Source organism: Acetobacterium bakii, from assembly GCF_001263355.1.
Classification (GTDB): Bacteria; Bacillota; Clostridia; order Eubacteriales; family Eubacteriaceae; genus Acetobacterium; species Acetobacterium bakii.
Genome location: NZ_LGYO01000007.1, coordinates 1 through 26,064 on the forward strand (window position 1 = coordinate 1; position 26,064 = coordinate 26,064).

Below are 26,064 nucleotides of genomic sequence, written 5' to 3' on the forward strand. Positions count from 1 at the left end.
TCGTTTCTTTTGAATTTCGCAGTTGCCTAATTTAAGTTTTTAAATAATGCTATTATACCACAATCTTTGTTTTGAAAATCCATATTTTTTATTTTAACGGCAGCCGTATTTCAAACCAGACGCCTTTTTCCCGGTTTTGCACCGCCACCTGCCCGCCATGACACAGGACAATGCCTTTAACAATGGCTAACCCCAGTCCGGTGCCTTTTTTGTCAGTCTGGGCCTTATAGAAATATTCCCAGATTTGATCAATTTCATTTTCCGGAATTGGCTTCCCGACATTATAAACCGTGACTACCCAATCCCCGGATTGTAGTTCGCTTTCAAGCTCAATAAGGCCATCCTCCGGGACCACGTGTTTAATGGCGTTATTCAGCAGGTTGTAAAAGACCTGTTCCATCCTTTTTCGATCCATAATGACCAGTAATTCAGCATCGCAGCGATTTTCAAGCTTAATGTTTTTATGGGGATAGGTTTGCCTAAAACGCTCAACCACCGCTGCCAAAACCTCTGCGCCGAGGATTTTTTCTTTTTTCAAGGTGTATGCTCCAGACTCAATTTGGGCCAAATCCAGCAAATCACTGGCGATTCCGCTGATTTTATCGGCTTCCTTCTGGATGGTGATGAAATAATCCAGTTCTTCTTCTTCGGATTCCAGAATTTTGTCTTCGAGGGCCTCGGCGTAGCTTTTAATCACTGCTAACGGTGTCTGAATTTCATGGGATACCTGGGCGGTAAAACGCTGTCGCATTTTTTCCAGGGTCCGTTCCTTATTTAATTCGGCCTGAAGCTTATTGATGGTACTTTCCAACTCATCCGAAATGCGATTCAGAGTTTCTCCCAGCTGTCCAATTTCATCCTTCCGGCGACCTTTGTATTTTTCGGCAAAATTCAAGTTCCCCATTTCCTTTGAAATCCGATTTAAATTGACAATGGGTTTTGAAATGTTTCTGGCAAAAAAGTACGCAAAAATCAAAGAGCTAGCAAAAATAATCATCAAAAATACCAGTAAGAAGTTTTGTACAATTTCGATCACCTCGTGAACCGAGTACAAAGGGATGCGTCCAACAACCTGACTACCATCAGCCACAGCCTCTTTATAAGTTAGCCATTCGACCGCATGATCATCTTTCCCCAATACTGTTACAAAGCTTTCGCCATGCTGATGTTCTGCCACCTGGTTCTCAAAACTTTCCTGCTGCAGGCCGCTTCCCTGGCCCATACCTTGGCCAGTGCCTTGTCCTGTTCCTTGCCCGGTTCCATTCCCCGTCCCATCGCCCATGCCTTGATGTAATTCTCCTTCTTCGGCAGTGATTTGATTTTGGATAATTTCAATAACCGTACCTTCTTCACCGATTGTATCAATCCGGGACTGGAGTTCCGGCGTCAACCCTTCACTGTTGTAAATTTGCGAAATCTCTTTGGTATTGGTGATGAGGGCATCTGTTCTGGTTTGAGTATAATAAACCTCAAAGTAGGTACTGAGAATATAATAGGTCAACCCACATAAAATCAGGAAAAAAATCCCCAAATAAACCATGAGTCTGGAAAAAATAGATCCTTTCATTCTTGAAATTTATATCCAATTCCTCGAACTGTTTGGATACATTCCCCTTTCGCTTCCATTTTTTTTCGCAGCCGCTTGATGGTGGTATCCACTACCCGCAGGTCTCCTTCGTAATCAAATCCCCAAATTCGATCAAGAATTTGTTCCCGGGATAAAGCCATTTTTTGATGATTGATTAAAAAGATTAAAACCTCATATTCTTTTTGGGTTAATTTAATCATTTCATTATTAATCGTTATTAAATGCTCTTCTGAATTACAATTAATCCCGCAAATATCGGTTTTGCTTTCGACAGTTGCAATGCCACTGCGTTTTAACAATGCCTTTATCCGGACCATCAATTCCCTGGGACTAAAAGGCTTGGTCACATAATCATCGGCCCCGACCTCAAACCCCTGGATCTTATCATCTTCCTCTCTTCGTGCTGTCAACATAATCACCGGAACATTGTCGGTTTCCCGGATTTCCGCCAAAACTTCAAAACCATCCATTATCGGCATCATCACATCAAGAATAACACAGTCGGGCTGTTTTTCCGCCCAGAGATCCAGGGCTTCTTCCCCATTAGCAGCGCCGATTCCTTCGTAGCCTTCTTTTTTCAAATATTTTAAAATGATTTCTCGTAATTTATCTTCATCTTCCGCCACAAGAATGCGTATCCCCTTCATCAGTCACCTTACCTCCATTATTAATCTGTATCAGCATAGCATTTATGAATGTCATTTTTGTGTCAAATTAAGCCCTGACCTTTTATCCTGAAAATAGTTTATCATACTCTCTTAACCATTGTCTTTTATTTTCTGTTTTTGACACAGAAATGACACATAGCAGTCCTATAATACAACTATCGAAAGAAACAAAAATTTATTAATGGAGGAAATTAAAATGACCAAAAAAATGATTCTCGTAACATCTTTAGTATTAATGCTGGCAACCGCAGGAAGTGCCATGGCAGCTTCAGGAAACGGTGCCGGTAATGGCACCGGTGTTGGCAACGGCACCGGCCAAGGCACGGCACAATGTACTCAGGATGCTGATGGTGATGGTATCTGCGATCTCACCGGTAATCCTGTGGGCACTGGCGGTATGGGTAACGGCGCCGGCAACGCAAACTTTATCGATGCTGATGGCGATGGCGTTTGCGATAACGCTGGAACCGGTGGCTCGGCAAATTTTGTTGATGCTGATGGCGACGGCGCTTGTGATATCGGCGGCGGCACCCATCCCCAGGATGGCAGCGGCATGCGTCGCGGCGGACGAACAGTCTAATTAATTCTTAAAGTTTACAACAAAAAAACGCCTTCACAAGAAGCCGTTTGATACTGCAAAGAAGTAAGTCCCAAGGACAATCGTAACATCAGTTGTCGGCATCATGGCGAACAGGCCCAGCGCCTGTACGATCATACCGCCGACAACGATTTACCATTGTCCCTGGGACGTTTTTTTGTGCTTTGGGTTTAGAAAATTGGTACAACTGCACCTTGATAGGTTTCTTCGATGTATGTTTTTACCTTGTCGCTTTTTAATGCGTTCATCAAAGCCGTTGTCTTAGTACTGGTTTCGTCTCCGGCTCGCACGGCAATAATATTGGCATAGGTCTGTGCTGCCAAAGAATCTTTTTCTTCTTTGGCAATGGCATCCTTATCCACGTTCAAGCTTGCTTGAAGCGCATAATTACCATTAATAACGGCTAAATCCACATCAGGAAGTGACCGCGCCAGCTGAGCGGCTTCCAGTTCTTTGATGACAATGTTTTTAGGGTTTTCAATAATATCCTTTGGTGTAGCTTCAAGTCCTGCATTGGGATCAATCTTGATTAATCCAAGGGTTTCAAGCAGCAATAAAGCCCGCGCTTCGTTAGTGGTATCATTTGGTACTGCAATGGTGCTGCCATCAACAACTGCATCCAGTGACTTGATTTTTCCCGGGTATACGCCCAATGGTTCGTAATGAATGGCTCCGGCACTGACAAGGTTTGTGCCATTCTTAACGTTAAAATCTTCTAAGTATGGAAGATGCTGGAAGAAGTTGGCATCCAACTCTTTGTTTTCCAGAGTCAGGTTTGGCTGAACATAATCAGTGAATTCTTTAATTTCAAGAGTATATCCTTCTTCTTTTAGAACCTCCTGGGCAACTTTTAGAATCTCTGCATGAGGTGTTGGGCTGGCACCGACAACAATTGTCTTGTCGTCGCTTCCCTGGGTTGCGCACCCAGTAAACAAGCCAAGGCTAACAACCCCAACCAATAATACTGATAATAACTTCTTCATTTTTCTCTCCTTTTCATTTTCATTCTATACAATTCCTAGTAGTATGATATGTAATATAGCACAGCGCCCCAAGGTTGTCAATTCAAAAATTGTTATTCCCATAAAAGCTGCTGTTTAAACCAGAAGTGACCGTAAATTATTTTCGTCGATCCTGATTTTGCGCTATTTTCATTCCGGCTTCCTGAAAAATCTGAACCACTAAAACCAACAGAACAACAGTAACAACCATCACCCCGGTTTCATAACGATAATATCCAAAGCGAATAGCAATATCACCAAGTCCGCCGCCGCCGACGATCCCGGCCATGGCTGAATAGCCCAAAATCGTGGTGGTGGCAATGGCGGCTCCGATAATCAATGACGGCTTAGCTTCTGGAATCATGACCTTTGATACCACCTGAAAAGGGCTTGCCCCCATGGAAAGAGATGCTTCAATGATACCGTAATCCACCTCTTTAATGGAAGATTCAACCAAACGCGCAATAAAAGGTGCGGCAGCAATGACTAAGGGCACAATGGTTGCGGTGGAACCGATGCTGGTTCCGGTAATCAATCGGGTTAATGGAATTACCGCAATCAAGAGAATCAAAAAGGGAATCGACCGGGTGATATTAACCACAATATTAAGGACTTTATTGAGAAATTTCATGGGCACAATTCCCTGGGCATCACTAGTCACCAGCAAAACCCCCATGGGTAACCCAATAATGTAAGCAATCAAGGTTGAAGTCAGTGTCATATACAAGGTTTCAAATGTCCCCTGTACAATCAGGGTTGTCATTGAACTATCCCACATCGCCTTCCACCTCCTCAACGGTAATTTGATTGGCTCTGAGATAATTAATGGCCCGGGAAGCACTTAACTCATCCTCGGGCAACTGAATCACCATTTGTCCAAAGGTGATGCCATCAATATTTTTCATATCCGCATGCAGAATATTCACCATACATTTTGTTTCCAGGATCATTTTTGCCATCACCGAATCACTGGAAGATTTATTATCAAAAACAATCCGATAAAAGTTTTCGCCCATAACAACCGGGGTATTTTCACCTTGGGAAAAAATCATTTTTTTAGCAATTTCGGTTTTTGGATTTCTGAAAATATCCGCCACTCTGCCGAACTCGGCAATCTTGCTATTGTCAATAATCGCCACATGACTGCAGATTTCTTCCACCACACTCATCTCATGGGTAATAATAACAATGGTGATCCCCAGTTTCTGGTTAATTTCTTTGAGTAGTTTTAGAATTGCCTGGGTCGTTGACGGATCCAGTGCCGAAGTCGCTTCATCGCACAAAAGAATCTTAGGGTTGTTGGCAAGCGCTCGGGCGATTCCAATGCGCTGCATTTGCCCTCCGGACAGCTGTGAAGGATAGGCTTTGGCCTTATCCGGCAAGCCGACTAATTCCAAAAGTTCCGTCGTTCTTTTCCTGGCCGTGTTTTTTTCAACTCCGGCTATCTCCAGCGGAAAAAGAATGTTTTTTTCCGCTGTGCGCTGCATCAGTAAATTGAATTGCTGGAATATCATACCCACTGAATACCGCGTGGTTCGCAATTCTTTTTCTGTTAACGTCGAAATATCCTGTCCATCTATAAATACACTGCCTTCGGTTGGCTTTTCAAGAAGATTGATACAACGGACCAGGGTACTTTTCCCGGCACCGCTCATGCCAATAATCCCATATATTTCGCCTTGATTAACCGTCAGGTTAATACCATCTAAAGCCTTGACCTCGCCACTTTTGGGATAAAATGTTTTTACCAGGTCTTTTATTTCAATGATCGGTTTTTGGAACGTCTTATTATCGATGTTTCTCACTCTCCTCATAAAATCCAATTAAAAAACAGTGGGTTCGGTTTCGCCCACTGTATAATTATATTCTTGATATTGTTTTATTGTCAAGCTTATTAACGCGGTTCTACTTTGGAATATTAATGATTTCCGCTCCAAAAGGCAGCAGTGCCAATTTGGCAAACTTAAACCACTGAATACCAAAGGGAATTCCAATAACGGTTATGCAATAAAGCATTCCTAAAATAGCCGATCCGATGGCCAATTCCCAGCCAAAGAAAATAATCCAGAAGATATTCAATATCAAGGATCCTGCTCCCATTCTGGAAAAATCGACAGTTCTGCCAAAAGGCCAAAGTACCAACTGACCCATTTTAAACGCCTGGATTCCCAGCGGTATGCCAATAATGGTAATGCAGCAGATTAAACCGGCGATAAACCAGCCCAAAGCCATTACAAAGCCACCCAAAATAATCCAGATTATGTTTCCAAAGGTGCTCATTTTTCACCTCGAACCGTATCGTCCACAGCCTGGGCTGCTTTTTTAAAAGCACTGGTTCCAATATGGCAGTAACCCCCAGGGTTTTTATCCAGATACTTCTGATGATAGTCCTCGGCCGAACTGTAATTTTCCAGGGGCAGCACTTCAATGGCCAATTTTTTTTCGAAGTGGGTTTGCAATTCTTTTAAGGATTCCAAAATCACCGGCTTATCTTGTGGATCAGCATAGTAAATTCCGGTACGATACTGTGTTCCCACATCATTCCCCTGACGATTCAAGGCTACCGGATCAATAACCTGGTAATACATGTCCAGTAAAAAAGGCAAGGACACAACGCTGGCATCATAAACCAGCTTCACCGCTTCGGCATGTCCGGTTTTCCCACTGCATACTTCCTTGTAAGTTGGGTTCGGGGTTTTGCCATTGGCATAGCCCACCTCGGTTTTGATAACTCCTTTTATGGCTTGAAAATATTTTTCCGTTCCCCAGAAACAACCGCCTGCCAGGATAATTTCCTTGTTATTTTCCTGTTTCATCAATTTTTCCTCCCATAATATCTTTAATTTTTTCAACCGTAATAGCCTGCTGCTCCGGTGCTGAAATTAATGCGATTCCATCACCTTCCTGTTCCCCGTAATTTCCGAAATTCCCGTGATTTCCTCCAGTAATTTCCTGATATGAAACATCTGTTGGCATTTTTTCTTTTGCCTGCTCAAACGCTTCGCGGTTAAGCACACCATCTTCGCTGCCATAAAGGCTGAGCACAGTGATATCAGTTTGGGCTAATGTTGTATTAGGATAGGCTCCCATTAAAACCAGTCCCGCAAGCTTCTCTGGGTTCCCGGCCACATAATCCGATGCCATGGCCCCTCCCAAAGAGTGACCTCCGATGAACCAGGTTGTTATTTCAGGCAATGCCTCCATCGCCTCATTGGCACCATCGGCATTAAATACCGCCAGATTAAAGGGCATTCCGACTATGACAGTTGTGAATCCTTCCTGGGCCAAAGACCGCATTAAGGGTGCATAGGCGATGGCTTCAACCTTTCCTCCGGGATAAAAAACAAACCCCTGGTCGATCTCCTTGTCAGCCGGTGAAAAAATAGTGAGATTGCCCTGCTCTTCAACGGTCACGAGATTATCCGATATGAGCGCCTCATGGGCGACTGTGTCGGCATGATAATAATCTCCCAGATAGGTGAGGAGCCCAATAACAATGGCAACTAGAATGATTCCCATAATTTTAAAAAAGGTTTTTAGCGATTTTTTCTTTTCCATAAATCTCCCCCTTTTTTTAATATTGAATTCGTGCTTTGATTATACCCTATTCCCGGATAATCTACCATAGAATCCTTTATTCAAATGATGCCATTCTTCAGCATCGCTTAGCACTCTGGCTTTGTTCAAAAAAAGAAAAAAACCACAACGGTGTGCGGTTATAGTTATTAAAATGGTCCGATAACAAGGATCCTTTTAAGGCGGATCCTTGTTCCTGGATAACGTTTCGTAATGAGTCGCCTATCGGCTCTTTAAAACGAAACAGTTAATGATCCATGGGCTAAAAATAGTTCTTTCTGATTATCGGCTTTTCCCTTCGCGTTGCTCAGCGTTCGAGCCGATGGCGTTGTTCAAAAAAATAAAAAACCACAACGGTGTGCGGTTATAGTTATTAAAATGGTGACCCATGGGCGGCTCGAACGCCCGACACCCTGATTAAAAGTCAGATGCTCTACCAACTGAGCTAATGGGTCAGATAAAATATTAAATTGTAATGTGTCTTCATATAATTGCGTAATACTCAAGTTTGCCTAACTAAGTGATTCACACCAAATCAAAGATTTGGGTTCTCTACTTATACCAACTGAGCTAATGGGTCAGATAAAATATTAAATTGTGTGATCAATTTTTTGCCTGTCTTTCAAATTAATGAAAATGGCAGGGGTAGCAGGACTCGAACCTACGCATGCAAGAATCAAAATCTTGTGCCTTACCAACTTGGCCATACCCCTAAGACAAACAGAATAAAATGGGGTGGATAATGGGACTCGAACCCACAACATCCGGAATCACAATCCGACGCTCTAACCGATTGAACTATACCCACCACAATAAAACTACTTTGTTTGAAATGGTGCGCCTGAGAGGATTCGAACCTCTGGCACACGGCTTAGAAGGCCGTTGCTCTATCCTACTGAGCTACAGGCGCTCAATGCATTTGTACAAAAAAAAATGGAGCGGGTGAAGGGAATCGGACCCTCGCGACAAGCTTGGAAGGCTAGGGCTCTACCACTGAGCTACACCCGCATTGCCTCACTTAGAGACAAGTGTTAGTATACTTTAAATGACAAATATTGTCAAGAAGTTTTTTGTTTATTGTCCATTTTATTTTGCTTTATTCTTTGCTTTTTTCGTCTTTCCCGGTTATCTCAATAGAAAACGGGCCTATTAAAAGCCGGTTACACTGTTTTAATCCCAATACCTTTCTTAAATATGTGCGCTGCGATTAAATACGAACTGATGACCAAAACCGTCGTCACCAGGACATGGGTGTAGATATTACCTTCACAAACACCGATGTAAGCATATCTGGTAATATTCACCAGCGGATAGATTGGGTTAATGTATTTAATACTGGACAATATCCCGGGCAGTTTTGAAACCTCAAAAAACACCCCGCCTAAATAAGTTAGTGGCGTAATAACAATTGCCAGTGCAAAATTCATTTTCTCGAAATTATCTAATACGAGCCCGGCGATTAAACCAACTGATGCAAAAACAAAGGATGTTGCCGTCAGTCCCAAAACGAAAAATAAAGGATATTCAATTTCATAACCGACAAAGAAAATAGTTGCCGCATAGGTCAGCACCCCGACTAATACACCGCGGAACATTCCGCCAAAAATAAATGCCAGAATTTTTTCGGTAACAGATATGGGATAACTATTCAAATCCTGAATCGTATTCTGAAATTTTTGCGAGATAATTGAAAACGCCGGATTTTGAAATGCGGCAAAAATTGCTCCCATGGTCGCCAGACCAGGCACCAGAAAATGCAAATAGCTTACCCCATCAATGCCAACCGACCGCGTTTGCAGCATTCCGCCGAAAATAGCCATATACAGAATATTTGAAATAAGCGGAGCCAGAACCGTCTGGACCGGCACCTTCATGAATCGGTGAATTTCCCTGTTTAAAAGGGTTAAAAAGCCTGTTCTGTTGTAAAATATAAAGCCTCTCTTCATATGTATCTCCTAATGATTAATAAGATTTAAATAAATATCTTCCAGTTTTGGTTTTTCCACAATAAGATCGGTAAATTCCATGTTTTTTCCTGCCAGCTTTTGAAATACCTTTGAAAAATCTTTTCTTAACACCTTAAGTTTCAGATTTGTTTTTTCCTCTATTTGCGGTTGGTACTCTTTCAGAAAATCAAAATCATCAAGCTTCAGTTCATTATCAAAATGAATTTCAACCACAATTTCCCTGGAAAAAGTTTCCATCAGTTCTTCCTTGGGCTTATCGGCCACAATCTCACCACCATCGATGATAACAATTCGCTTGCACAATTTTTCTGCTTCCTCAATATAATGGGTTGTCAGTATGATTGTCGTTCCCGATTCATGCAGTTTAATTAAAAAATCATATAAGGTATGGCGCATTTCGACATCGACGCCGGCAGTGGGCTCATCCAGAATGAGGATTTTTGGTTTATGAACCAGCGCTTTGGCAATTAAAAATCGTCTGCGCATCCCACCTGAAAGGTCTCTCAGCCGGGCGCTTCTTTTTTCAGTTAAATAGAGCGCTTCCAGTAGTTCATCAATATATTCTTTGTTATCCTTGATCCCAAAATAACCTGATTGCTTTTTCAGCGCTTCATCAACGGTAAATATAAAATCATAGCCGGTATCCTGGGGCACAATCCCAATGATTTTTTTTGTATCAAGCTCATTGCTATCGATATCGTACCCACCGATTTTTACAGTACCCTTGGTCTTTTTTACATTGCCCGCCATGATATTGATTAAGGTGCTTTTTCCGGCACCATTTTGTCCCAGCAAGGCTGTAAATTCGCCTTCCATAATATCTAAATTTATATTTTTTAAAGCCTCTTTATTTCCTTGCTTATAGGTCTTTGATACGTTGCTAATACTCAGCATACGTTGTCTCCTTTTCCAATATTTGTTTTATTGTTCCATAATAATCGAACTTTAACGCCAAACTTCCGGACTACTCCAAAAATTCCCTGATCGCCTTCACGGCGTCCATATTAACCTTACATACTGAGCTTTGCCCAATACGAGTACATGTAATTAAACCTGCATTTTCAAGTTCTTTGAAATGATGCGAGATTGTCGACCGGGATAGATCCATACAGTCACATGCTTTAGTAAAACATTTCTCCACGCCTTCCTCTGAGCAGAAGCAATCTGCTGTTGCATCCGAGGTCGTCTGGTTCCAATTATAGAGCATGATAAAAATATTCAATCTCTGTTCACTTGAAAGGGCCTTGAAAATTTTTACTAATTCAATTTTTTTCATAGTTTCATGATAATCGAACAATCCTGTTTTGTCAATCATAATCCTTAACTAATTACTTATCCAGATTTATATCATGACCGGATATCGTCCCAGAGAGGAAAAATTTTTGCGTCGATATCCCCATTTTCAATGAAAATTATTCCATAACTCTCTGGATCTCCCATTCGGGGTGCTCCGATGGATCCGGGATTCATGATCAACGTTTGGCCATCATCCTGGAGAAAGGCCTTATGAGAATGTCCGAAAAGAATCACATCGGCGTTTTTTTCGAGACCGGCATGATAAATATTGTTAAGATCATTTTTAACCCCATATTGATGCCCATGACAGGCAAAAAAGTTAAATCCACCAATGGTCGTGATGATAATCGAACTCCCATCTTCGGCATGCTGATCCATATTTCCTTTAACGATATGAACGGCCGCACTAGTCAGGGTTCGCAGGTGCAATCCATCTTCAACGTAATCGCCAAGATGAAAGATCACATCCACCGCTCCCATTTGAGCCACCGCTTTTTCCAGAGCCTGCAAATTTCCATGGCTGTCACTAACCACTCCAATTTTCATGATTCTCTCCTTATTCTTTATTCTTATCGGTAATTGCTAACGTTTGGCGTTCCTTACTGTCCGTTTATATGAAACAATTTTTCCACTCTACATCGGACACTCTACGAGATGTCCGCCTCGACGTTACAAAATTGTTTATATAAACCAACACCAAGGTATAAAGGTCTTATTTTTTTTTAATTTTTTGCGAATATCTATTTATTATTTAAAAGCAAAGGTTTTGCCTTTGCAATGGCTGCGGCGCGGTGGCTGAGCCGGTTTTTTTCATTGTCGGACATTTGGGCGTAGGCGCGTCCGGTATCCTGGTGAATGAAAATCGGATCGTAGCCAAAACCGCCTGTGCCGGTATAATCAAAGGCGATGGTGCCCCGGACTTCACCCCGAAAGGTGAGCTCCCGGCCATCAGGAAAAAGAATGGCGATCACACAAATAAACGCGGCGCCCCGTTTTTCCGCGGGTACATCTTTCATGACCGCCAACAGCTTCTTATTGTTGGCGGCGTAGTCAACGTCTTCGCCGGCATAACGGGCTGAATAAATTCCCGGTGCTCCGTTTAGATAATCCACTGATAATCCGGAGTCATCACCCATCAGAATAATGTCTTTTCCCAGAACATAAGGCTTAAGAGCCCGGACCTTAATCAGGGCATTTTCCTCATAGGTCAAACCATCCTCAATAATATCGATGGCGATTCCATAATCTTTCATGGTCACAACCTCAAAGACGTTATCCAGCAAGTTTTTGATTTCCCGGGCCTTATTTTGGTTCCCTGTTGCCAGTAAAATTGTTTTCATCAAAACAACCTCCTATATTGACAGTTTTTCTTTTTGAAAAGCAATGAGTTCTTTGATGCCCGCTTCGCCAAGGATTAAGAGCTTTTGGAGTTCTTCTTTTTTAAATGGCCGTTCTTCGCCTGTGCCTTGAATTTCAATGATTTCACCATCTTCAGTCATGACCATATTCATATCGACCTCGGCACTGGAATCTTCTTCATAACACAGATCCATGATGATTTCACCCTGATGAATACCAACGCTGGTGGCTGCCACAAAATTGGTAATGGGCATTTCTTTGATCACACCCTTCTCAAGCAATCCTGACAGCGCATCGTGGAGTGCTATAAAGGCGCCGGTAATCGCCGCAGTCCGGGTGCCGCCATCGGCCTGAATGACGTCGCAGTCAATCCAGAGGGTGCGTTCCCCGAGTTTTTTAAGATCCATAACCGACCGCAGGCTGCGGCCGATTAAGCGCTGTATTTCCATGGTGCGTCCATCAATTTTGCCGCGGTTTCGGTCCCGGCTTTTTCGGGTATTGGTGGATCCTGGCAGCATTTCATACTCCGCGGTAATCCAACCCTGTTTTTGTCCCTTTAAAAAGTGGGGCACCTTTTCTTCAACCATGGCGGTACAGATAACCTTGGTGTTGCCCATTTCAATGAGGACTGAGCCCTCGGCGTTTCTGATAAAATTTCGGGTAATCGTAATTGGGCGAAGCTCATCTTTTTTTCGGCCATCAATGCGTTCATATTCAACCGCTGTTTCGGGTAATTTTTGCATAAAGTGTTTTCCTTTTCTTGATTCGATTATAAAAAGTGTTGCAACCATGCGTGCAGTTGCAACACTCTGATTAAGTGTCTGATGGTTCTGTCTGGAATTATCCTAAATGTTTTGCTACCACAGCACGGATAATTTCGTTAGCAACCTGTGGATTTGCCTGGCCTTTGGTAGCTTTCATGACCTGTCCGGTAAGGAAGCCATAGGCCTTATCGCTTCCGGCGCCAATGTCTTCAACGGATTTCGGATTGGCCGCCACAATTTTTTCAATGATGGCTTCCAATTCGGTGGTATCACTCATTTGAGCAAGACCCTTATCTTTGACAATATCACCGGGGTTTTTGCCGGTACTAAACATTTCTTTTAATACTTCTTTCCCGCTGGTTCCACTGATGGTGTCATCTTTAACCAATTTCAACAGTTCTGTCAGCATCAGCGGGGTGATGGAAATATTTTCCATGCATAATTCTTTTTCTTTCAGCAACGGCGGAATTTCAACCATTAACCAGTTGGAAATTTGCTTGGGCTCGTTATAGAGTCCCACCGCCTCTTCAAAGAAATTTGCCAGAATACCGGTGGCGGTCAATACTCCGGCATCGTATTCCGGAAGCTTGTATTCGTCCATGTAACGTTGCTTTTTGGCTTCCGGGAGTTCCGGCAAAGCAGCCTTTATTTTCGCAATATAATCCGCTTCAATCACAATCGGCACCAGGTCAGGTTCTGGAAAATAGCGGTAATCATGGGCTTCTTCTTTACTTCGAAGCGATGAAGAGGTGCCCTTGGTATCATCCCATTTTCGGGTTTCCTGGGTAATGACATGGCCTTTTTTAAGCTCGATGATTTGTCGCTTACTTTCGTAATGAACCGCCCGGATTAAGGCCCGAAAGGAGTTCAGGTTTTTCATTTCCGTACGTGTGCCTAAAACTGTGGCACCTTTTTCCCGCATTGAAAGGTTCACATCAAAGCGCATTGAACCTTCCTGCATTTTACAATCTGAAACGCCGGTATATTCTAAAATATTGCGGACCTTTTCCCCGAATGCCCGGGCTTCTTCAGCGCTGCTCATGTCAGGTTCCGAAACGATTTCGATCAGTGGTACCCCACAGCGATTCACATCAACCAGAGTCCCATCAACGGATTCATGGAGCAGTTTTCCGGCATCCTCTTCGATATGGATCCGGGTAATGCCGACATCTTTTTTAATGCCATCCACTTCAATTTCGATGACCCCGCCGTTACAAATCGGAAGGTCAAACTGGGAGGTTTGATAGGCCTTTGGTAAATCCGGATAAAAATAGTTTTTTCGATCCATCTTGCTGTAGTGGGCAATTTCACAACCCAGGGCTAATCCGGCCCGGGTGGCATATTCCACCACTTTTTCATTTAACACCGGGAGTACTCCCGGCATGCCCAGACAAACAGGACAGGTATGAGTGTTTTCTTCGGCCCCAAACTCGGTCGGGCAGGAGCAGAATATTTTGGATTTCGTTCCCAGTTCAACATGGATTTCCATGCCAATGACAATTTCATATTCCATGGTTTAAACCTCCTTTCCCAGTGGTGCTTTTAAATTTTTAATGTTCGTTTCATTTTCAAAGGCCCAGGCGGCTTTTAAAAGCGCTTTTTCGCTTAAGGCCGGACCCAATAGCTGCATCCCAATGGGCATGCCAGCTTGATCCAAACCGCAGGGAATGGAAATTCCGGGGATTCCGGCAATGTTCACCGGAACAGTGTAAATATCCGTGAGGTACATTTCTAAGGGGTTGTTGGTTTTTTCACCAATCCCGAAGGCAGTGGTTGGCGATGTGGGTGTCAGCAGCACATCACAGCTCTTAAATACCTGGTCAAAATCTTCTTTGATCAGGGTTCGCACCTGCATGGCTTTTTTATAATAGGCGTCATAGTAACCAGAACTCAGGGCATGGGTGCCCAGCATGATCCGCCGTTTGACCTCTTCGCCAAAACCCTGGCTCCGGGTTTTGCGGTAAAGATCCACCAAACCGTCATACTCCTCGGCCCGAAAACCGTAGCGAATGCCATCGTAACGAGCCAGGTTGGAGCTGGCTTCGGCAGATGAAATCAGGTAATAGGCCGAAAGAGCATAATCCAGATATTGGAAGGATACATCCACAATTTCCGCCCCCAGTATTTTATAAACCGCAATGGCATCTTCGAGGCTTTTGCGAACCTCGGGCTGGAGACCTTCACCAAAGAAAGCCTGGGCTACGCCAATACGCAGGCCTTTAACGCCCTGTTTGAGGTTTTTGGTATAATCTTTTTTCTCAAGCTTTAACGAGGTTGAGTCTTTTTCGTCATGTCCCACAATGGCATTTAACACCAGGGCGCAATCTTCCACGTCCTTGGTGAATGGTCCGATTTGATCCAGCGAGGATGCAAAGGCTACTAAACCGTAACGGGATACCAAGCCATAGGTTGGCTTCATACCAACCACACCGCAAAAGGATGCCGGTTGACGAATGGAGCCGCCGGTGTCGGAGCCAAGGCTGTAATAGGCAGTATCCGATGCCACGGCAACCGCTGAACCGCCGCTGGAACCGCCGGGAACCTTGTTTAAGTCCCAGGGGTTTTTGGTTACTTTATAGGCCGAGTTTTCCGTAGAGGAGCCCATGGCAAACTCGTCCATATTGGTTTTTCCCAACAGAATCCCGCCTTCTTCAATGAGAAGATTATAAACATGGGCATTGTATGGAGGAACAAAATTATAAAGCATTTTTGAGGCACAGGTGGTTAAAATTCCCTTGGTACACAGATTATCTTTCAAGCCATAGGGAATCCCTTCCAGGGGGCTTATTTTCTTGCGCGCTTTGAGCTTATCATCCACAATCTTGGCCATAGCCAGAGCCTGTTCGGGTTGTACCCTTAAATACGCATCGGTTGATCCTTCAACAGCATCGATCCGATTAATCACCGACTGGGTTACTTCGGTGACGGTAACCTCTTTTTTCTTAAGGAGCTCATTGATTTCATGTATTGTTTTTTGACTTAATTCCATTTTGGCCTCCTATTCCATAACCCGGGGAACTTTAAAGCACCCGGCTTCGCTTTCCGGTGCATTGGCCAGTGCCTCTTCATTGGTTAGACATGGTTTAACCACGTCCTCCCTAAAAACATTTTTCATCGCCAATACATGTTCGGTGGCCTTTACCTGGGAGGTATCAAGCTCGCTGAGGGTCTGGGCATAATCAAGTACCGCACCCAATTGGTCAGCCAGGGCGGTTACTTCATCATCCGAAAATTCTAAACGGGCAAGATTTGCCACATAGGTCACATCTTCTCGTGTTAAACTCATATCAATTTCCCTTCTTAACGGTATTCTTTTCTAAATGCAGGTGCTTATTGACTGACTATTATTAATCCGTTGTCAGTGCAATAGTTTGTCAACAATCCCAGCCGGAATTTTTGTTAATTTAATTCTAAAAATCATCCTTTATTATAAATCAAAGACACCATTGGTGACAAGGGCTAAAAACTGACTTTCATCAATAATTGCAATTCCCAGTTCCTGGGCCTTGGTTTGTTTGGACCCGGATTTTTCTCCGGCTAATAAATAATCGGTTTTTTTACTGACGCTGCCGGACACTTTTCCACCGTTGGCTTCGATGAGAGCTTTGGCTTCCCGGCGGTCCAGGGTTGGCAGTGTGCCGGTGAGCACAAAGGTTTTCCCTTGAAGACTCTGGGACACCGTCGTGCTTTCCTGGTACATATTAAGCCCGGCTTCCTGAAGCCCTCTAATAATATCCAGATTTTTCGGTGTTTTAAAAAAGTCCACAATTTCAATGGCCATTTTATTGCCAATGTCAAAAATTTCCTGGAGTTCCTCAGCCTCGGCATGACTCAGGGCCGCCATGGATTTAAAGTGCTCGGCCAGAACCCGGGCGCCCCGGGCCCCAACCAGCGGAATGCCCAGACCAAAAATGATCCGCGACAATTCCCTGGTTTTGGAATCTTCGATGGCCGCCAGCAGCTTTTCCACAGATTTTTCTCCCAGTTTTTCCAGGGTGATCAAGATCTCTTTCTGTTCAAAGAGATGGTAGATATCCACGGGATTGGCCACCAGATTATTATCAATCACCAGCCGCAGCACCCCGGGTCCCAAGCCTTCAATGTTCATGGCATCCCGGGAGGTGAAATGGACCAGCTTGCGAAATACCTGGGCGGGACAGGCCATATTGACGCATTTTGTAACCGCTTCCCCATCAATGCGAAAGGTCGGTTCGCCACAGACCGGACAGTTTTTCGGCATCTTAAAAACCACTTCACTGCCGGTGCGTTTTTCAAAAATAACGTGATCCACTTCGGGAATGACGTCGCCGGCCTTTTGAATTACCACCTGGTCGCCGATGCGAATGTCCTTGTCCCTGATATTATCTTCATTATGAAGGGTAGCCCGGGCGATCACCGACCCGGCCAGCGTGACCGGGCCCAGCTCTGCCACTGGGGTTAAGGCCCCGGTTCGGCCCACCTGCACGGTAATCCCATTAACTGTGGTGATGGCCTGATCCGGCGAAAATTTATAGGCAATGGCCCAACGGGGGCTTTTGGTAGTGTTTCCTAAAATCTCTCGGTCTTCCAGATTATTGACCTTAATCACCAACCCATCAATTTCATAGGCCAGGTTTTTTCGCTCGACTTCCATAACCACTGAATAATTTATAACCTCTTCAATATCGCTAAACTCTTTTACCGCACTGGTTTTAAATCCCAGCTCCTTTAAAAAAGCCAGCGCCTGGGTATGGGTTTTGAGGCCAAAATCATCCAGAGTTTCAAGATTAAATACAAATATATCCAACGGCCGGGACGCCGCCAGCTTCGGATCAAGCTGGCGAATGGAACCCGCCGCGGCATTTCGGGGATTGGCGAAGCTGTTTGCTTCTGCCAATACCCGTCGCTGATTCAGCTTTTCGAAATCTTTTTTCCCCATAAAAACTTCACCCCGAACTTCCAGGCTAAGGGCCTCTTTCAAGCGCAGCGGAATAGTTCGAATGGTTTTGAGATTAGTGGTGACATTCTCACCAACCATACCATCACCGCGGGTGGCGCCCTGAACAAAAATGCCATCCTCATAATTAAGCACCACCGTTAAACCGTCAAACTTATACTCCACCCCATAGGTTGCTCCGGGGCAGGTTTGCCGAACCCGGCGGTCGAAATCCCGGAGATCCCCCTCATTAAAGGCGTTGCTCAAACTGAGTTTCGGACTCTGATAGGTCACCTTCTCAAATCCTTCAGAAGGGGTACCGCCGACCCGTTGGGTGGGGGAATCCTTGGTTATCAGTTCCGGATACAATGTTTCCAGTTCAATGAGTTGCTGCATCAGCCGGTCATAATCATAATCCGCTATTTTGGGACTGTCTTCAATATAATAGGCACGATTGTGAGCCTCAATTTCTTCTCTCAACTGATTTATCTGATTACTATCCATTTGCTGTTTCCCATCTTTTTAAAACGCTTTTTAAGCTTTTTCTACAAATCCCGGATCCATTTTTTTAATGCCGACCCCGGGGAAGGCCACCGAAATCATATCACTTTTCACTTCGACCACGGTGCCGACACCAAATTTCTTATGACGAACCTTGTCGCTGAGCCCAAAGCTGTTTTCGGTTGTTTGTTTAATGGCATGGGAGGACCGTCTTCTGATGGCAACCTTTGACTGAATAACCCGTTCCGAAAATGTTTTTTTCTTGCGGGATTCTTGGCTGTCAATTTCCGGTTTTCGTTCGTACCGCTGTTTATTCTCAACACAGACCTCGACGGGAATTTCTTTGAGAAAACGTGACGGTGACTGCAGCTGTTTGCGGCCGTACATCGTTCGTTCCGCCGCCCAGGAAATATAAAGACGCTTCATGGCCCGGGTGATCCCGACATAGCAGATTCGGCGTTCTTCTTCAATGGCATCCGGTGAGTCCATGGAACGGCCATGAGGAAAAATGCCCTCTTCAAGGCCCGGTAAAAAGACAATCGGGAATTCCAGGCCCTTGGCATTATGCAGGGTCATCAACAGAACCTTACCTTCACTGTCGTCGTACTTATCGGTTTCCGAGGATAAGGCCACGGTTTCTAAATAAGCACTGAGGCTTTGATCGTCGCTGTTTTTTTCGAAATCTGAGGCCGACGAAACCAATTCCTGGAGATTTTCCAAACGGCTTTCGCCCTTGTCCATTTTGCCCAGCTCCAGCATTTCAATGTAACCGGATTTTTCGATAACCCCGGTGATCAAGCCGCTTAAACCCGAATTTTCCTTGATTTCTGATAGCTCCTTCATCAGCTCACTGAAGGCGCGGACCTTATTTTTCACACTGGGACTGAGTTCTGGAATTTCTTCCACATGATGAAAGGCTTCCATCATACTGAAGTCTTTAAACGTTGCATATTCGCCGATTTTTTCAATGGTCGCCGAACCAATGCCCCGTTTTGGAACATTCACAATCCGTAAAAAGCCCATGTTATCTTTGGGGTTACTTAAAACGTTAAGGTAGGCAATAACATCCTTAATTTCCAGTCGTGAATAAAAGCCGGTGCCGCCAATCAGCTGAAAAGGTATGTCCTCACGCATGAGCGCTTCCTCAAACAAACGGGACTGGGCATTGGTCCGATATAAAATGGCGAAATCGCCATAGATCCCATTGCCTTCGGCGATCGTGGTTTTAATTTCATCAACAATGAAACGGGCCTCATCATACCCCTGGTTAAAAGAGGAAATCATGATTTTTTCATCGCCCTCATTGTTCGTCCACAGCGCTTTTTCCTTGCGACCGGTGTTCTTGGAGATAACACAGTTGGCACCATCTAAAATCACCTGGGTTGATCGGTAGTTTTCTTCCAGTTTGACGATTTTAGCGCCATTATAATCCTTTTCGAAATCAAGGATATTGTTAATGTCCGCGCCTCGCCAACCGTAAATACTTTGATCATCATCCCCGCAAACACAGAGATTGTGATTTTTGGCAGCCAATAAATTCACCAACTCATATTGGCTGTGGTTGGTATCCTGGTATTCATCCACCAGGATATATTTAAATTTATTCTGATACTGTTCCAATATTTCCGGAAATCCTTTAAATAATACCAGAGTATTATAAATCAGATCATCAAAATCCATGGCGTTGTTTTTCTTGAGACTTTCCTGGTAACGCTTGTAATAACGCCCGACGCTTTCTTTTCGGAAATCGCCGGCATTTTCTTTGATGTAGGCATCCGGACTGACAAAATTATTTTTGGCGTTTGAAACCTCGCCCCCTACAAATTGATAGGTATAGTATTTATCATTCAACTCCAGTTCTTTAACCAAAACCTTGTACAAGCGTTTTTGATCATCCATGTCGTAAATCACGAAATTGTCGTCATAGCCCAGCCACTGGCTATGGGTTCGCATAATTCTGGCGCACATGGCATGGAAGGTGGACATCCAAATCCGTTTGCTGTCCTGAATATCCATTTTCGCAATCCGTTCCCGCATTTCACCGGCTGCTTTATTGGTAAAGGTAATGGCTAATATTTGTGATGGCCATGCCTGACCGGTTTCAATGATATGAGCAATACGGTGAATAATGGTCCGTGTTTTTCCCGATCCAGCCCCCGCTAATATAAGTAAAGGTCCGTTAATGGTTTCTGCGGCTTCCCGTTGTCGACTGTTTAATCCGTCTAATAAACTCATGAATCCTCCTGGTTTCTGATTTTTAAAGTAAATCCCCTACTATTGCTGTTAATATAAAATTTTTCCGTAATATGTCCTTTTTAAAACCCTGTCCATTTTTACCGGGTACCTTTGGGTAGATCCCTTAAGTGAATTTTCCGGTAATAATGAAAATCCGGTTTCCGGCACACTCCCCGATGGCATTCATTGCACCGGGACCGTCAATGATAAGATCGCCATAATACTTTAGTTCATTCATCTATTTCCCACCTCTTCATTAAAATGCAATATAATTTTTGTTCCCTTATTTTCTTCGCTTTCAATAAGGATGCCGCCGTGGTGCTCATCTACAATCCATTTTGCAATGGCCAAGCCCAGACCGGTACCGCCTTCGGTTTTTGAACGGGCCTTGTCCACCCGGTAAAACCGCTGAAAGACCCGATCAATCTCGTCAGGGGCAATACCAATGCCCTGGTCCATGACTTCCACTGTTATGCCCAGGTGATCCTGTTTTCCCAGGATTTGGATTGAGGTATTTTCATTGCTGTATTTAATGGCATTATCCAAAAGAATGACCAATAGCTGGGTGATCTGCTTTTCGTCCCCGGCCATGATTAAGTCATCGTCCAGGGTGTTAATAAAGTAGATGCCTCGTTTCCCAGCCAATGGCGCCATTTTTTCGGTCACATTCTTGATCAGATAGGTGAGATCAATGGATTCTTTCTGGATAACCACATCCCCGGAATCCGCCCTCGCCAAAAACATCAGATCCTCGACAATCCGACCCATTCGCGTGACCTCATCATAGGCGTTATCCACCCAGGTCATTTGACTATCCACGGTTTCATCCCCTGAGGTCTTCACAACCTCAAGATTGGTTTGTATCACGGCAATGGGTGTGCGCAGCTCATGGGAGGCATCGGCTAAAAACTCCTGCTGTCGCTGAACACCTTTTTTAATGGGAATCAGGGAACGCCCGGATAAAAAATAGCCTCCTAAAAAAGACAGGGAAGCTCCAACCAGTACAGCAATACTGATCATTCTAAGGGCATTATCCAATAGCGTTCGTTCCGGCTTCATGTTTTTCATGGCCTGTACAATTTTCAACTCGCCATTTTTATTAACGACCATATAGGTGCAAATTTTGTAATCTGTTCCGCCGCTTTCGTAATTGCTGATGAAATATTTCTCGTTATTGTTGAAATAGTGGGTTGCAATCTCAATGAGCTGGGTCTCTTCCAAAGGAATCGTAGGTGATTGATCTAAACTCTTATAGTTTTGATTGAAAATAGCATAGGAGATATTATTTTGAATGAGGCTCCGGGTATATTCGGAGTAACCCTGTCGCTCTTCTTCGGTAGTGACCTGTCCTTCTTGTTCCCTTTCAAGATATTCAATATTGTTGGCCAGCTGGGAAGAATATATTTTAAGATTATTATTCACATTTGTTTCTATGTCCACACTGAGCACCACATAGAGGAAAATTGAAATAAATAAGAGGAGTCCAATCAGGACTCCTGTGTTCATGAGCGTCAAGTTGATTCTAAGCTTATTGAGGCTCAGCATTCTCCTTCTCCTTTAGAACATAACCTAATCCCCGAATTGTTTTAATATAGGTCTTGGATTTATCCAACTTTTTTCTTAAATAATGGACGTAAATTTCAACGCTGTTTTCCATGGCCTGACTTTCGATTCCCCAGATCCGATCTAAAATCTGTTCCTTTGAAATCGTCATCCCCGGATTTCTGATAAACATTTCCAGCAGCTGTGCTTCTTTTGCGGTTAGCTTATTCAATTTGCCATCCACAAAAAGTTCCCCAGTATTAATATTCAACGCTATATTTGAAAAAGGGATCACATTATCCTGATACACTTCCCATGGACGCCGTCCCAAGGCTCGGACCCTGGCCACCAATTCATCGGTGACAAAAGGCTTCACCAGATAATCATCCGCGCCCATATTGAGACCATTGACCTTATCCTGGGTATCATCCATAGCTGTTAAGAGTAGAATCGGTACGTTTTTTCCTGATGCTCTGATGGACCGAAGAATTTCCAGTCCCGTCATTCCCGGCAGCATAATATCCAGAATAATCACATCATAAACGTCATTGTCACTTAAAAGTTTTCCTTCGATGCCATCATTGACCACATCCACTAATATTTTATTTTTTTCAAAGATTTTTCCAAGAGCTGCTGCCAGGGGTTTTTCATCTTCAACCAAGAGAATACGCATCGATTTTCAACTCCTTATTTAATATTCGTTATTCTGCTGTTTCCGGGAAGACCTCTTCGAGCAATTCATCAATAGGAACAATCGTACCCTCGTATTTTGGTTCTTCCACAACCCGACGACATTCCAGAAAGATTCTCACTGCGCCTTCGTAATTATCCAGAAAATTATCTGAAGGTAAGATGCTCCGATCCATCAGATGATAAATGAACAGTCCCATATAATAAACTTTATCCGGCTCGATCTTTTTAAGGTTAACGTATCTGAAAAAAGCCGATAAGGCATTGTCCCCTTCTTCTAAAATATTTCCGGCGATACGCACCCATTCTTCAGACAGGGTTTCTGTCACCGCATCTTTTAAACTAACCCATAAAATCGCCTTGGCCACAGACTCTTCTTTAATATCAAGGGATTCCTGCAGATCAATTGAAGCCTGATTAAAAGCTTCAATGATTTTGGGAGCATAGTTTATTTTCCCCAGGGTATAATTTTTTCGCAAACCGCCACCGGTTTCGATAATTTTACCTAATAAAAGATCACTTTCCTGAAGTTCCTTTTGAATCACATACCATTCATCATAAATACAATAGGGCAGATATCCGAAATCAGCAAAAATATGATTTACAATTCGCCTGACTTCCAGGTGCTTTTCCCGTTTCCCCTGAATCTCTTTTTGCTTTTTCAAAAAACGTTCCATTTGATAATAAAGGTTGTGTCGTTCAAAAAAACGTTCCATTTGAGCAATGGTTTCCGGTTCATCACTATAAAAAATCAATTCATCAAGGTCATGGTATTCATCCCCTGAGGTATGACCGTTATTCATAATCAATTGGAGATACTGTTTGTTATCGTAGGTCACCCGGTTACAGGGATGGTAAAGGGCATTTGGGAAGGTTTCCGTATAAATAAAGAAAATTTGTCGGCTCCGTCTAAAATAAATAATATAACCCTTGGTGGTGAAAAATCCCCAGCCCTTATCACTGGGCTTATTGCCATGTTTAATGCTGAATCCTTCGGTGTAAAGACAGTTTTTCAACAGATAGGTTACAATTTTGTCGTTGTTGTCAATGCCCATGTTGCGAAGATTTTGTCGGTAGTATGCCCAAAGCAGCTCAATGGTTGTTCCCTTTGGATCGAACAGAGCTTCCATGGAAAACATTTTTTGGCTTTTCAGATTTTTCACAATACATAAAAGCAGACAATCTAAATGAATGGCTTCAATTAATTCATCCGGTTTCAGTTTTTTAATATCTTCCATCACCCGATCGTTAAAATATTCCAAACCATCCTTCTTCACCTTGTCCTGGAGCTTTCCGGTTTTCTGATTAAATCGGTCCAGAGCATTGGCCACCGACAGCATCGCTTTTTCAGACATCAGGGTAATGACCACACTTTTCATTGCATCCCAGGGATAGCACACATTTTTTAAAGTAATCTCATTAATAATTTCAGAAGCGGCCACTTGATAATCAATCAAGGTTTCTTTGGGAATAGGAATGTAAACAAGCTTACGTACTTCAATGGTTTCAATAATCAAACCCCTGCGGCTGATAAACAGATTGGCTTTTATGGGTTCATCAGATTCCCCACAATTCATTTCCACTTCTTCAAGATAAATTTCATTCTGAATCATGTATGCCATAAAATTTCGAGTCGTCTGCAAACCAAGAACGGTTAGGTTCTGTTCAAAACCATAAAGCAGGAGTTTATAAATAGTCCGCACAATATCCTTTTGCTTGTCGATGCCCCGATTTTCGTCGCCGCGAATAATCGTTTGATTTAAAGTTGTTTTCGGCTCAAAATAATTCGGTTCCACCGAAAAAAGTGCCTCTACGGCCAGTAGAATAAGAAGATCAATATCCACTGATGTAACGCCATTCTTCTGGACATCTTTGTTTTTGTTAAGGTTTGACATCATCCACTGGTACATGTCATCTATTTTACCAATCCCATTTTTGATGATTCCATTACAGTCGTTACAAAGAGATTCATATTTAATATTCAACTTTTCATTCTCTATTTTATGCGTTCGTTCTAAAAAGCCAATTGGCTTTTTGCATTTTTCACAGGGTTTTTTCATATCTTTTCAATCCTTCCACATAAGTTGTGCTTATTAATTCTATAAAAAAAGTTTAACTTGATTACTTCTTCACAGTTTCCGCCCATTATAATAAATGTTCTGTCTATAGTTTACCATAAAGCCCGGGTTTTATGCAAAAAAAATACAAAAGAGCAAACTAAATTTAGCCTGCTCCTTTGTCTTTAAGAATATTAATTAAATCATTTCCACACAATCAATGGTTGCTCCACCAAGGCAGATATTTCCCTGATACAGGACAACCTCCTGTCCCGGTGTCACCGCCTTTTGTGGTTGGTCAAACGTAACAAAAATGCGGTCTTCGGTCACCCGAACCGAAACCCCCTGATCTGACTGACGATATCGGAATTTTGCACTACATTTAAATTCCGTTGCCGGAGGAGTGCCGCCTACCCAGCTCATTTCCGTGGCTTCCAGGGATTTTGAATATAGGGCGGGATGGGCATCACCCTGCACCACCACCAATTCGTTTGTATCCAAATCCTTATGGACAACAAACCAGGGTTCTCCGGTTCCCTGACCGCCAATTCCCAGGCCTTTACGCTGGCCCAAGGTATAGTACATCAGTCCCTGATGGGTCCCTTTTACGCTTCCGGCAAGATCCACAATATTTCCCGGCTGTGCGGGTATATATTGGCTCAGGAATTTAGTGAAATTCCGTTCACCAATAAAGCAGATGCCCGTGGAATCTTTTTTCTGTGCGGTTGCCAGATTATTTTCAACTGCAATCCGACGCACCTCATCTTTGGAAAGATGCCCGATGGGGAAAATTACATCGGCAAGCTCCTTTTGCCCGAGTTGACAAAGAAAGTATGTTTGATCCTTATTATGATCAAACGCCCGTTTCAAACGGTATTGCTCATTCACAAAATCAATTTGAGCATAATGCCCGGTGGCAAGATAGTCCCCACCAACCACATTCATGGCATAATCCAAAAAACGTTTGAATTTAATTTCACGGTTACATAATACATCCGGATTGGGCGTTCGCCCTTTCTTATATTCTTCAAGAAAATAAGAAAAAACAGAATCATAGTATTCCTTGGCAAAATTCACAGTATAATAGGGAATATCAATGGTATCACACACCCGTCTGACATCATCGTAATCCTCGGTGGCGGTACACAAACCTGTTTCATCCGTCTCTTCCCAGTTTTTCATAAAGACGCCGATGACGTCGTAGCCACGTTCTTTTAAAAGCAGAGCCGCAACCGAGGAATCAACCCCCCCTGACATTCCTACAACGATTTTCATGTTCGGTTCTCCTCCTCTGTTTTCGCTTTTTC

24 protein-coding genes and 5 tRNA genes are annotated in these 26,064 nt (G+C 43.4%); 1 reads left to right on the plus strand and 28 read right to left on the minus strand.

The window, feature by feature from the left end:
* Positions 1–88: 88 nt before the first annotated feature.
* Positions 89–1,567, minus strand: a complete 1,479-nt coding sequence (locus tag AKG39_RS02330) for a sensor histidine kinase (protein WP_050738755.1) — start codon at positions 1,565–1,567, stop codon at positions 89–91.
* The gene (locus tag AKG39_RS02335) at positions 1,564–2,235 is read right to left on the minus strand and encodes a response regulator transcription factor (protein WP_050738756.1); all 672 of its coding nucleotides are present in this window, start codon (positions 2,233–2,235) and stop codon (positions 1,564–1,566) included. Before AKG39_RS02335 ends, AKG39_RS02330 begins: the two co-directional genes overlap by 4 nt.
* A gap of 217 nt (positions 2,236–2,452) precedes the next feature.
* On the opposite strand from AKG39_RS02335, the gene AKG39_RS02340 reads away from it, so the two are divergent.
* A complete protein-coding gene (locus AKG39_RS02340; RefSeq protein ID WP_050738757.1) occupies positions 2,453–2,836 on the plus strand; it encodes a hypothetical protein in 384 nt (127 codons plus the stop codon).
* A 188-nt stretch (positions 2,837–3,024) separates the two neighbouring features.
* Here the strand turns inward: AKG39_RS02340 and AKG39_RS02345 are convergent, their stop codons facing one another.
* From AKG39_RS02345 to mnmA, 26 genes are all read right to left on the minus strand, one after another.
* Complete coding sequence (locus AKG39_RS02345; RefSeq protein WP_050738758.1) at positions 3,025–3,837, minus strand: MetQ/NlpA family ABC transporter substrate-binding protein; 813 nt, start codon at positions 3,835–3,837, stop codon at positions 3,025–3,027.
* Positions 3,838–3,973: 136 nt separating this feature from the next.
* Positions 3,974–4,633 (minus strand): methionine ABC transporter permease, encoded by a 660-nt coding sequence (locus tag AKG39_RS02350; RefSeq protein WP_050738759.1) that lies wholly within the window; start codon positions 4,631–4,633, stop codon positions 3,974–3,976.
* A complete protein-coding gene (locus AKG39_RS02355) occupies positions 4,623–5,660 on the minus strand; it encodes a methionine ABC transporter ATP-binding protein (protein WP_242852536.1) in 1,038 nt (345 codons plus the stop codon). Before AKG39_RS02355 ends, AKG39_RS02350 begins: the two co-directional genes overlap by 11 nt.
* 100 nt (positions 5,661–5,760) lie before the next feature.
* Positions 5,761–6,135, minus strand: a complete 375-nt coding sequence (locus tag AKG39_RS02360; protein ID WP_050738761.1) for a YccF domain-containing protein — start codon at positions 6,133–6,135, stop codon at positions 5,761–5,763.
* Positions 6,132–6,671 carry a peptide-methionine (S)-S-oxide reductase MsrA gene (gene msrA / locus AKG39_RS02365; protein WP_050738762.1) on the minus strand — a complete coding sequence of 180 codons (540 nt, stop codon included), beginning with the start codon at positions 6,669–6,671 and terminating at the stop codon, positions 6,132–6,134. Before msrA ends, AKG39_RS02360 begins: the two co-directional genes overlap by 4 nt.
* The gene (locus AKG39_RS02370; RefSeq protein ID WP_050738763.1) at positions 6,655–7,413 is read right to left on the minus strand and encodes an alpha/beta hydrolase; all 759 of its coding nucleotides are present in this window, start codon (positions 7,411–7,413) and stop codon (positions 6,655–6,657) included. The genes msrA and AKG39_RS02370 overlap by 17 nt, the downstream gene beginning before the upstream one ends.
* A 397-nt stretch (positions 7,414–7,810) precedes the next feature.
* Positions 7,811–7,886: transfer RNA gene (locus tag AKG39_RS02375), tRNA-Lys, on the minus strand.
* Positions 7,887–8,068: 182 nt separating this feature from the next.
* A tRNA-Gln gene (locus AKG39_RS02380) sits at positions 8,069–8,144 on the minus strand.
* Positions 8,145–8,162: 18 nt separating this feature from the next.
* Positions 8,163–8,239 (minus strand) — tRNA-His (locus AKG39_RS02385).
* A gap of 25 nt (positions 8,240–8,264) precedes the next feature.
* Positions 8,265–8,341, minus strand: a tRNA-Arg gene (locus AKG39_RS02390).
* Positions 8,342–8,365: 24 nt separating this feature from the next.
* Positions 8,366–8,439 (minus strand) — tRNA-Gly (locus tag AKG39_RS02395).
* Positions 8,440–8,591: 152 nt separating this feature from the next.
* Positions 8,592–9,377: an ABC transporter permease gene (locus tag AKG39_RS02400; protein ID WP_050738764.1), complete on the minus strand. Its 786-nt coding sequence runs from the start codon at positions 9,375–9,377 to the stop codon at positions 8,592–8,594.
* A gap of 9 nt (positions 9,378–9,386) precedes the next feature.
* Positions 9,387–10,292, minus strand: coding sequence for an ABC transporter ATP-binding protein (locus tag AKG39_RS02405; protein ID WP_050738765.1), 906 nt, complete (start codon positions 10,290–10,292; stop codon positions 9,387–9,389).
* 70 nt (positions 10,293–10,362) lie between these two features.
* Complete coding sequence (locus AKG39_RS02410) at positions 10,363–10,713, minus strand: ArsR/SmtB family transcription factor (protein ID WP_242852537.1); 351 nt, start codon at positions 10,711–10,713, stop codon at positions 10,363–10,365.
* A gap of 32 nt (positions 10,714–10,745) precedes the next feature.
* On the minus strand, positions 10,746–11,240 hold the full coding sequence (locus tag AKG39_RS02415; protein ID WP_050738766.1) for a metallophosphoesterase family protein: 495 nt from the start codon (positions 11,238–11,240) through the stop codon (positions 10,746–10,748).
* A gap of 194 nt (positions 11,241–11,434) precedes the next feature.
* On the minus strand, positions 11,435–12,034 hold the full coding sequence (gene rdgB, locus AKG39_RS02420) for an RdgB/HAM1 family non-canonical purine NTP pyrophosphatase (protein ID WP_050738767.1): 600 nt from the start codon (positions 12,032–12,034) through the stop codon (positions 11,435–11,437).
* A gap of 12 nt (positions 12,035–12,046) precedes the next feature.
* On the minus strand, positions 12,047–12,796 hold the full coding sequence (gene rph / locus AKG39_RS02425; RefSeq protein WP_050738768.1) for a ribonuclease PH: 750 nt from the start codon (positions 12,794–12,796) through the stop codon (positions 12,047–12,049).
* A 97-nt stretch (positions 12,797–12,893) separates the two neighbouring features.
* The gene (gatB, locus tag AKG39_RS02430) at positions 12,894–14,330 is read right to left on the minus strand and encodes an Asp-tRNA(Asn)/Glu-tRNA(Gln) amidotransferase subunit GatB (RefSeq protein WP_050738769.1); all 1,437 of its coding nucleotides are present in this window, start codon (positions 14,328–14,330) and stop codon (positions 12,894–12,896) included.
* Positions 14,331–14,333: 3 nt separating this feature from the next.
* Positions 14,334–15,806, minus strand: coding sequence for an Asp-tRNA(Asn)/Glu-tRNA(Gln) amidotransferase subunit GatA (gatA, locus tag AKG39_RS02435; protein ID WP_050738770.1), 1,473 nt, complete (start codon positions 15,804–15,806; stop codon positions 14,334–14,336).
* A gap of 9 nt (positions 15,807–15,815) precedes the next feature.
* A complete protein-coding gene (gene gatC / locus AKG39_RS02440) occupies positions 15,816–16,103 on the minus strand; it encodes an Asp-tRNA(Asn)/Glu-tRNA(Gln) amidotransferase subunit GatC (RefSeq protein WP_050738771.1) in 288 nt (95 codons plus the stop codon).
* Between the two features lie 141 nt (positions 16,104–16,244).
* Entirely contained in the window at positions 16,245–18,236 is a 1,992-nt protein-coding gene (gene ligA / locus AKG39_RS02445; RefSeq protein ID WP_050738772.1) for an NAD-dependent DNA ligase LigA, read from the minus strand.
* A 30-nt stretch (positions 18,237–18,266) separates the two neighbouring features.
* Complete coding sequence (locus tag AKG39_RS02450) at positions 18,267–20,468, minus strand: ATP-dependent helicase (protein ID WP_050738773.1); 2,202 nt, start codon at positions 20,466–20,468, stop codon at positions 18,267–18,269.
* A 234-nt stretch (positions 20,469–20,702) separates the two neighbouring features.
* On the minus strand, positions 20,703–22,013 hold the full coding sequence (locus AKG39_RS02455; protein ID WP_050738774.1) for a sensor histidine kinase: 1,311 nt from the start codon (positions 22,011–22,013) through the stop codon (positions 20,703–20,705).
* A complete protein-coding gene (locus tag AKG39_RS02460) occupies positions 21,997–22,683 on the minus strand; it encodes a response regulator transcription factor (RefSeq protein ID WP_050738775.1) in 687 nt (228 codons plus the stop codon). Before AKG39_RS02460 ends, AKG39_RS02455 begins: the two co-directional genes overlap by 17 nt.
* A 28-nt stretch (positions 22,684–22,711) precedes the next feature.
* Positions 22,712–24,760, minus strand: coding sequence for a hypothetical protein (locus AKG39_RS02465; RefSeq protein WP_050738776.1), 2,049 nt, complete (start codon positions 24,758–24,760; stop codon positions 22,712–22,714).
* Positions 24,761–24,955: 195 nt separating this feature from the next.
* Positions 24,956–26,032 carry a tRNA 2-thiouridine(34) synthase MnmA gene (mnmA, locus tag AKG39_RS02470; RefSeq protein ID WP_050738777.1) on the minus strand — a complete coding sequence of 359 codons (1,077 nt, stop codon included), beginning with the start codon at positions 26,030–26,032 and terminating at the stop codon, positions 24,956–24,958.
* Positions 26,033–26,064 lie beyond the last annotated feature (32 nt).

Bases quoted from the DNA above. Each gene is read 5' to 3' on its own strand.
- AKG39_RS02330 (WP_050738755.1), bottom strand. From the start codon at position 1,567: ATGAAAGGATCTATTTTTTCCAGACTCATGGTTTATTTGGGGATTTTT.
- AKG39_RS02335 (WP_050738756.1), bottom strand. From the start codon at position 2,235: ATGAAGGGGATACGCATTCTTGTGGCGGAAGATGAAGATAAATTACGA.
- AKG39_RS02340 (WP_050738757.1), top strand. From the start codon at position 2,453: ATGACCAAAAAAATGATTCTCGTAACATCTTTAGTATTAATGCTGGCA.
- AKG39_RS02345 (WP_050738758.1), bottom strand. From the start codon at position 3,837: ATGAAGAAGTTATTATCAGTATTATTGGTTGGGGTTGTTAGCCTTGGC.
- AKG39_RS02350 (WP_050738759.1), bottom strand. From the start codon at position 4,633: ATGTGGGATAGTTCAATGACAACCCTGATTGTACAGGGGACATTTGAA.
- AKG39_RS02360 (WP_050738761.1), bottom strand. From the start codon at position 6,135: ATGAGCACCTTTGGAAACATAATCTGGATTATTTTGGGTGGCTTTGTA.
- msrA (WP_050738762.1), bottom strand. From the start codon at position 6,671: ATGAAACAGGAAAATAACAAGGAAATTATCCTGGCAGGCGGTTGTTTC.
- AKG39_RS02370 (WP_050738763.1), bottom strand. From the start codon at position 7,413: ATGGAAAAGAAAAAATCGCTAAAAACCTTTTTTAAAATTATGGGAATC.
- AKG39_RS02400 (WP_050738764.1), bottom strand. From the start codon at position 9,377: ATGAAGAGAGGCTTTATATTTTACAACAGAACAGGCTTTTTAACCCTT.
- AKG39_RS02405 (WP_050738765.1), bottom strand. From the start codon at position 10,292: ATGCTGAGTATTAGCAACGTATCAAAGACCTATAAGCAAGGAAATAAA.
- AKG39_RS02410 (WP_242852537.1), bottom strand. From the start codon at position 10,713: ATGATTGACAAAACAGGATTGTTCGATTATCATGAAACTATGAAAAAA.
- AKG39_RS02415 (WP_050738766.1), bottom strand. From the start codon at position 11,240: ATGAAAATTGGAGTGGTTAGTGACAGCCATGGAAATTTGCAGGCTCTG.
- rdgB (WP_050738767.1), bottom strand. From the start codon at position 12,034: ATGAAAACAATTTTACTGGCAACAGGGAACCAAAATAAGGCCCGGGAA.
- rph (WP_050738768.1), bottom strand. From the start codon at position 12,796: ATGCAAAAATTACCCGAAACAGCGGTTGAATATGAACGCATTGATGGC.
- gatB (WP_050738769.1), bottom strand. From the start codon at position 14,330: ATGGAATATGAAATTGTCATTGGCATGGAAATCCATGTTGAACTGGGA.
- gatA (WP_050738770.1), bottom strand. From the start codon at position 15,806: ATGGAATTAAGTCAAAAAACAATACATGAAATCAATGAGCTCCTTAAG.
- gatC (WP_050738771.1), bottom strand. From the start codon at position 16,103: ATGAGTTTAACACGAGAAGATGTGACCTATGTGGCAAATCTTGCCCGT.
- ligA (WP_050738772.1), bottom strand. From the start codon at position 18,236: ATGGATAGTAATCAGATAAATCAGTTGAGAGAAGAAATTGAGGCTCAC.
- AKG39_RS02450 (WP_050738773.1), bottom strand. From the start codon at position 20,468: ATGAGTTTATTAGACGGATTAAACAGTCGACAACGGGAAGCCGCAGAA.
- AKG39_RS02455 (WP_050738774.1), bottom strand. From the start codon at position 22,013: ATGCTGAGCCTCAATAAGCTTAGAATCAACTTGACGCTCATGAACACA.
- AKG39_RS02460 (WP_050738775.1), bottom strand. From the start codon at position 22,683: ATGCGTATTCTCTTGGTTGAAGATGAAAAACCCCTGGCAGCAGCTCTT.
- AKG39_RS02465 (WP_050738776.1), bottom strand. From the start codon at position 24,760: ATGAAAAAACCCTGTGAAAAATGCAAAAAGCCAATTGGCTTTTTAGAA.
- mnmA (WP_050738777.1), bottom strand. From the start codon at position 26,032: ATGAAAATCGTTGTAGGAATGTCAGGGGGGGTTGATTCCTCGGTTGCG.